The following is a 7360-nucleotide window of genomic DNA, read 5'->3' as shown; positions in this document are numbered from 1 at the left end:
CAACTTATCTTTGCTTTTGCCTAACTACCTGGTCAATTTTTTTTTGCCTTTTTCCACTTTTTCAGCAAACCCTATCTAGTTTAGAAGGAGGGTGCTAGGGCTAAAGTTTGCGTCATATCACTCAGGAGAAAGCGATCGCATAAATCAAACAATTCTATCTCAGTCTGTGTCCGTCGCATCAATCGCAGGAAATCACCTTCAGTGTCAACACTTAAAGCAATGTAGTTAAGGAACATTTTCAGGTAGCCTACCCGCGCCCGTTCTGGCATAGTTGACGCTGTGGGAGTTTGGTATAAACGATCAATATAATTACGTACCTCTACTAAAGGAATCGGTGTGATCTGTTCTCCTCCCAAAGCCTGACGAATTTGATTAAATAGCCAAGGATTGCCAATCGCCCAGCGTCCCACCATCACACCCGCCGCACCCGTGTGGGAAAGCACTTCTAGGGCAGTTTTCGCCGAGTTGATATTACCATTAGCCAGCACTGGACAATCTACCCGTTTCACCGCTGCCGCAATCAAATCATATTTAACTTCCCCGTGGTACATATCTTTCACCGTGCGACCATGCAAACTCAGCAAATCAATATTGTGGCGATTAATTATATCTAAAATTGCATAAAAGTTATCTGTATTTTCAAAGCCTACACGCATTTTGACGGTTAAAGGTTTATCATTCACAGCAGCACGCAGTTCTCCTAAAATCCGATCTACCTTTTCCGGTTCTCGCAGCAATCCACCCCCAACATTTTTACGATAGATTCTCGGCGCGGGACAGCCCATATTTAAGTCTACTCCCGCGATATTATATTTGCAGAGTTCCTTTGCTGTTCTGACTAAATCGGGAATGCTTTCACCAATCATTTGGGCGAAAACAGGGCGACCGGTATCATTTTCGGTGATTGCTGCCAGAATTTTAGAATTGAGCCGTGAGGTATCATTGACACGGAAATACTCGGTAAAGAAGTAGTCAGGACTGCCATAGTGGGCAATAACCTTCATAAACCAGAGGTTTGTTACATCCTGCATGGGTGCAAGAGCAGTGAACGGTAGGTTTTTCTGAAGCGATTGGGGGAGCGATACCTGGAACATAGAGATGAAAAGAATTTGCAGAATTAAACTTGTCCAAAAGGTAATTTGAGTATTATCTACTCCCAGCTTTTTGTAGAAAATGAGAGATACTGCCTTAATAATCAGTCAGGTATCCCATAATTTTAGATTGTTGCACAGATGTTAAGTAGGTGGACGGAAGATAAGCAAAATGTGTGGAGAAAAATAAAGTACATTATAGGCATAATTGTCCTCCTTCTGAACCCCGCACTCCGCACTTCTGACTCCTGAATTATGTTACTCACATCCTTGATAGAAACCAATAATCTGGAACAGGCGATACCTTCGGTGAGCGCAGCTATCGCTTACAATCCATTGATTGTGAATCCTAATACATCAGTGGCTGAAGCAATCGCGCTGATGAGTAATGCCAGGGCAAGCTGTACATTGGAAAATATCAATGGTGATACTAATTATTTGTTAGCTGATGCTCGTGCTAGTTGTGTATTGGTAATGGAGAACAAGCAACTAGTAGGAATTTTTACCAAGCGGGATGTAGTCCATTTGAGTGCGGCGGGAAGACAAATTGGCGATGTCATAATTGCTGATGTTATGACTCACAGTGTAATTACTATTCAACAGTCAGATTTCAATGACTTATTTGCAGTATTAAATATATTTAGACGGCATCGAATTCGTCATTTACCAATATTAGATGATGATCAAAAACTTGTAGGACTGATCACCCACGAAAACTTACGTCAACTGCTGCGACCAATTGACCTATTACAGTTGCGTTTGGTATCGGAAGTTATGACCCTTCGGGTCGTCTATACTGAGCGAGAAACATCAGTTTTAGAGATTACCAAGTTAATGACCAAGGAAAAAGTCAGTTCCGTGGTGATTATCGAAGCAAGAAATTATTTACCCATGCCCATAGGGATTATTACTGAAAGAGATATTGTCCAATTCCAAGCGATGAATTTAGATTTGGATTGTATACAAGTGCAAACGGTGATGAGTAGCCCAGTATTTTCTGTATCACCGGAGGATACTCTTTGGTCAGTGTTAATGCTGATGGAAAACAGGCGAATACACCGAATTGTCGTTACGGGTGAACAGGGGGAATTGCTGGGCTTTATGACTTACACCAGCTTGTTGCAAGCCCTAAACCCCCTAGATATTTATAAGGTCGTCCAGGTATTAGAGCATAAAGTATGCCAGCTAGAGGTAGAAAAACTAGAGTTATTGCAAAACCGCAATGCGGAATTAGAAGCAGAAGTTGAAAAACGCATAGGAGAATTACAAGCACAGACAGAACGGGAACGCTTAGTCAGTGCCATCGCTAATCGGATTCGTACTTCCCTAGATTTAGAAGAAATCCTCAACTCTTTGGCTACTGAGGTGAGAAAAGTATTAAACTGCGATCGCGTTCTTGTCTACCAATTAAATCCCCATGGTAGCGGTATAGTCATTGCCGAGGATGTCACAAGCGGCTGGTTATCATTTCAGGGAGAAGAGGTTTTTGACCCTTGTTTTGCCCAAAATTGGATTGAGCCGTATATTCACGGGCGGATTCGGGTTGTCAATGACATTCAAACTGATGGCATGACCCCTTGTCATCGGCAACTGTTAGAGTATCTGCAAATCAGAGCCAAAATTCTCGTTCCTATTATTGTCGGAGACCAACTTTGGGGGTTAATGTTAGCCTGTCAAAACGATGCCCCCAGAATCTGGCAACCACAAGAGACGGAATTGCTACAACAGTTGTCTACTCATGTATCTATAGCTATCCAGCAAGCTGAACTTTATCATCGTCTCCAGTTAGAACTTCAGGAACGAAAACAGGCAGAAATTGCTTTAAGTAAAAGTGAAGAACGCTTACGAACTATTGTCGAAACTAGCGCCAGTGGTCTTGTGACTGTAGATATCCAGGGGAAAATTCTCTTTGTCAACCCAGCAGCCGCTAGGATGTTTGATAGAAGAATTCAGGAACTCGAAGGTTGGCCTTTTGCACTTCCTTATGATTGTGACAGTCATCAAGTCCAAGAAATTGAAATACTGCAACCAGATGGCCAGCAACGCACGGTAAATATGCAGCCTGCATCAATTCCGTGGAATGGTGAGAATGCTTTTTTAATGTCATTGTCAGACATTACAGAACTCAAGCAAACCGAAAAATTATTACGTGAGAGTGAAGGAAAATATCGGTTATTAGTAGAAAATCTTCCATTGGGAGTAATTACTCATGCTACTGACACCAGCATTCTTACTTGCAATCTGAAAGCTTGTGAACTCCTAGAACTGACTTTTGATCAAATGCAGGGGAAAACTGCTCTTGATCCAACTTGGTATTTTTGTCGGGAAGATGAAACAGTAATGCCACCATCAGAATATCCGGTTAATTTGGTGATGAATACACAGCAACCTTTAAATAACTATTTGCTAGGGGTAAATCGGCCTAGTAGTCAAACTTTCCTCTGGTTATTGGTAAATGCTTTTCCGGTATTTTTAACTGATGGTAATTTGCAACAAGTAATTGTCACTTTTGTGGATATTAGTGAACGACAAGCCGCAGAAAGATATCGCCAAATTGCTGAAGTTCAATTACAGCAACTGAACGAAGAACTAGAAATAAGAGTTGAACAACGAACCACAGCCTTAAAACAAAGTATTGCTGACAGAGAAATGGCGCAGGAACAATTACAAACCTCTCAAATCATGCTACAATTGATATTAGACACAATTCCTCAGCGAGTATTTTGGAAAGATCGGCAATCGGTGATTATAGGATGTAACCGGAACTTTGCGGAAGATGTTGGTTTTACACCAGAGGAAATAATCGGTAAAGGTTCTCATGAAATTTCGGCAACTCCAGAAGAAATTGCAGATTATATAGAATGTGATCGCTTGGTGATTAATAGTGGTGAGGCACAACTACACATTCAGGAAACTTTACACAAACCTGATGGTTCATTTATATGGTTAGAAACTAATAAAGTCCCTTTACGAGATGTTGATGGTAATATTATTGGCATTTTGGGAACTTACGAAGATATTACCATCCGGCGGACTGCCGAGGAAGCCCTCCGCTACAGTGAAGAACGCTTTCGCATTGCTTTAAATAATTCGCCAATTATCGTCTCTAATCAAGATATTAATCTCCGTTACACTTGGATTTATAATCCAATATTAGGCTTCCAACCTGAACAAGTAATTGGTAAGTTTGATGATGATTTGTTCTCACCTAAAGATGCCGATAAATTAACATCTTGGAAACGCCATGTTTTGTCTACAGGGCAAAGTATGAGAGAAGAAATAGTTATTGGTGAAAATGATAATTTTACTTGTTATGTATTAACTATTCATCCCCTATACGATCTCAATGGCAATATAGAAGGGATTACCTGTGCTGCTTTAGATATTACAGATCGGAAAAAAGTAGAAATAGCTTTAAAAGAAAGTCAATACTTCGTTCAGCGAATTGCTGAAGCCAGCCCGGATATTCTTTATATTTACGATATACACGAAAAACGCAATATTTATACAAATCTTGAGATTGCCAGATTCATTGGCTACTCTCCCCAAAAAATCAAAGAAATGGGCAAGGAATTATTTACCAGAATTATGCACCCTGATGATTTACCCAGAGTTATTGATCACCATGCTAATTTTATCACAGCTAGTGATGAAGAAATTCGAGAAATAGAATACCGGATGTGCGATCACCTTGGTAATTGGCATTGGTTTCTCAGTCACGATACAGTATTTAATCGGGATAGCAACAACCTCCCCAAACAAATTATTGGTGCAGCTTCAGAAATTAGCGAGCGAAAGCAAATTGAAGCAAAGCTGCGGCAAAGCAATGATGAATTAGCCCGTGCTACCCAGCTTAAAGATGAGTTTCTCGCCAATATGAGTCATGAATTGCGTACCCCTCTAAATGCCATTTTAGGAATGTCTGAAGGTTTACTAGAAGATGTTTTTGGAACAGTCAATGATCGTCAAAAATTAGCTATCAATACTATTGAACGTAGTGGAAAACATTTATTGGAATTAATTAATGATATTCTTGATATGTCAAAAATTGAAGCTGGAAAATTACAGTTACAACTTACGTCCGTTAATTGTGGCTTACTTTGTGATTCTAGCTTGATATTTGTTAAACAACAGGCACTTAAAAAAAATATCCAGATTAATGTGGAAGTACAAGCTAACCTCCCAGAAATTATTGTTGATGAACGCCGATTTCGTCAGATATTGATTAATTTACTCAATAACGCTGTTAAATTCACCCGTGATGGTGGCAAAATTCAACTTGTGGTAGAGCGGGGAGAAGAGACAGAAAAGGGGCAGATATCAGATAGCAGCGGCAAAAAAGCAAATTTGCCAATTCCCAATTTTTCCGAATGGGTGCGCTTCTCAATTATTGATAACGGTATTGGTATAGCTAATACTGATTTAAATAAACTTTTTAAACCATTTGTACAAATAGACAGTAGTTTAAACAGACAATACAATGGCACGGGATTAGGTTTATCTTTAGTCCGTCAACTGGTAGAATTACATGGAGGCAAAATCACAGTGACAAGTGAAGTTGATCATGGTAGTTCTTTCCAAATATATATACCATACATAGCAGAACCAACAATTAGGAATTATGTCTTGGCCAATGAAAAGCAAAATCAAGAAACTACTTCATCAACAACTGTTAACTATATTCATAAAAAGTCTTGTTCTATAATTCTTTTCAGTGAGGATACTAAAGCTAATATCAGCACAATAATTAACTATTTAGAAGCTAGGGGATATCAGATAATTTTAGCCCAAAATGGCGAAGAATGTGTAAATATAACTAAGGTAAAAAAACCTGATCTGATCATCATAGATATCCAAATGCCACGGATGGATGGACTAGAAGCAATTAAATTACTACGTACTGATCACCAGTTCCAGCATTTACCCATTATTGCTTTGGGTGATGCCAGTAATCAGCAAAGCTATCACGAAAAATGGATGACAGTGGGAGCAAATGAATACTTTACTAAACCAATCAAGTTGAAAATGATCCTGGATAAAATTCAAACCTTATTAAGTAAAAAATAATCTTTCAATATGACTATCTCACCTAAAATTTTAATTATTGATGATGAACCTGATAACTTTGATGTCATTGACACATTATTAGATAATCAAGGTTATGAATTGAGTTATGTTAACAATGGAAAACAAGCCCTAGAGCTTTTAGAATATTTCCAACCTGATGTAATTTTATTAGATGTGATGATGCCAGAAATGAATGGTATCGAATTTTGTAAAAAATTTAAGTCCAATTCTCATTGGAAACATATTCCCGTCATTATCGTCACAGCCCTTTCTAGTAAAGAAGATTTATCCCAATGTCTATTAGCTGGTGCTGATGATTTTATTAGTAAACCCATTAATGGATTAGAATTACGTTCGCGGATGCGTTCTATGCTGCGGATTAAACAACAATATGATGCTTTACAAGAAACTTTATATTTACGAGAAGACCTGTCTAATATGATAGTTCATGATTTGCGAAATCCCCTCACAGCTATCATTATGTCTGCGGAAATCTTGCGAATTACTGACTATTCACCAGAACGTCAAGAAAAAAAAACCAGTCAAATTATCACTAACGCCCAAAAATTACAATCCATGATTGATAGTTTGCTGATTATGGCAAAATTAGATTCTGGTAAGATGACACTTCAATGCACAGATACTGATATTTTTGATATTTGTTCCGCTGCTATTACAGATATTGAACTAACTATAACTAAAAAAAATATAGTATTAATTACTAAACTACCACAACCTGGAATAACAGTCAGTTTGGATGCAACTCTTTTCCGCAGAGTAATTGATAACTTACTTTCCAATGCGATTAAATTCACACCTGAAAAAAGCCAAATTTCTATTTTTGCTGATTATACACCAGCAGGGAAATTTATTATTCAAATAGGTGATTCTGGTCCGGGTGTAAAAGAAGAATTAAGAGAAGTGATTTTCACAAAATATGAAGTAGGAAATTTAATCACAGGTGCATATCAGATTGGCTTAGGTTTGGCTTTTTGTAAAATGGTTGTCGAAGCTCATGATGGATACATCAAAGTGGAAGAAAATTATCCAACTGGGGCAATTTTTATAGTTGAAATTTAAGGATTCAAGCAGAAAGGAGGAGACTGTTAAACACTTTTCCGATTCAATATTATTCTTCTTTCTTTCTTTCTTATTCCTTCTTCTTATTCCTTCTTCTTATTCCTTCTTCTTATTCCTTCTTC

3 protein-coding genes are annotated in these 7360 nt (G+C 38.3%); 2 read left to right on the top strand and 1 reads right to left on the bottom strand.

What is annotated here, in order from left to right; translation table 11 throughout:
* Nucleotides 1–80: 80 nt before the first annotated feature.
* Nucleotides 81–1094: a tRNA-dihydrouridine synthase gene (locus FJR11_RS22705; RefSeq protein WP_168507864.1), complete on the bottom strand. Its 1014-nt coding sequence runs from the start codon at nt 1092–1094 to the stop codon at nt 81–83.
* A 252-nt stretch (nt 1095–1346) separates the two neighbouring features.
* Here FJR11_RS22705 and FJR11_RS22700 point away from each other — a divergent pair, with 252 nt between their 5' ends.
* Both FJR11_RS22700 and FJR11_RS22695 read left to right on the top strand, forming a co-directional pair.
* Entirely contained in the window at nt 1347–6158 is a 4812-nt protein-coding gene (locus tag FJR11_RS22700; protein WP_168507862.1) for a PAS domain S-box protein, read from the top strand.
* 9 nt (nt 6159–6167) lie between these two features.
* Complete coding sequence (locus tag FJR11_RS22695) at nt 6168–7238, top strand: response regulator (protein ID WP_168507860.1); 1071 nt, start codon at nt 6168–6170, stop codon at nt 7236–7238.
* Nucleotides 7239–7360 lie beyond the last annotated feature (122 nt).

This window comes from Anabaena sp. UHCC 0187 (assembly GCF_009712035.1).
Classification (GTDB): domain Bacteria; phylum Cyanobacteriota; class Cyanobacteriia; order Cyanobacteriales; family Nostocaceae; genus Dolichospermum.
Note: the sequence above shows the minus strand (reverse complement) of the source record. Positions and strands in the feature narration are given on the sequence as shown.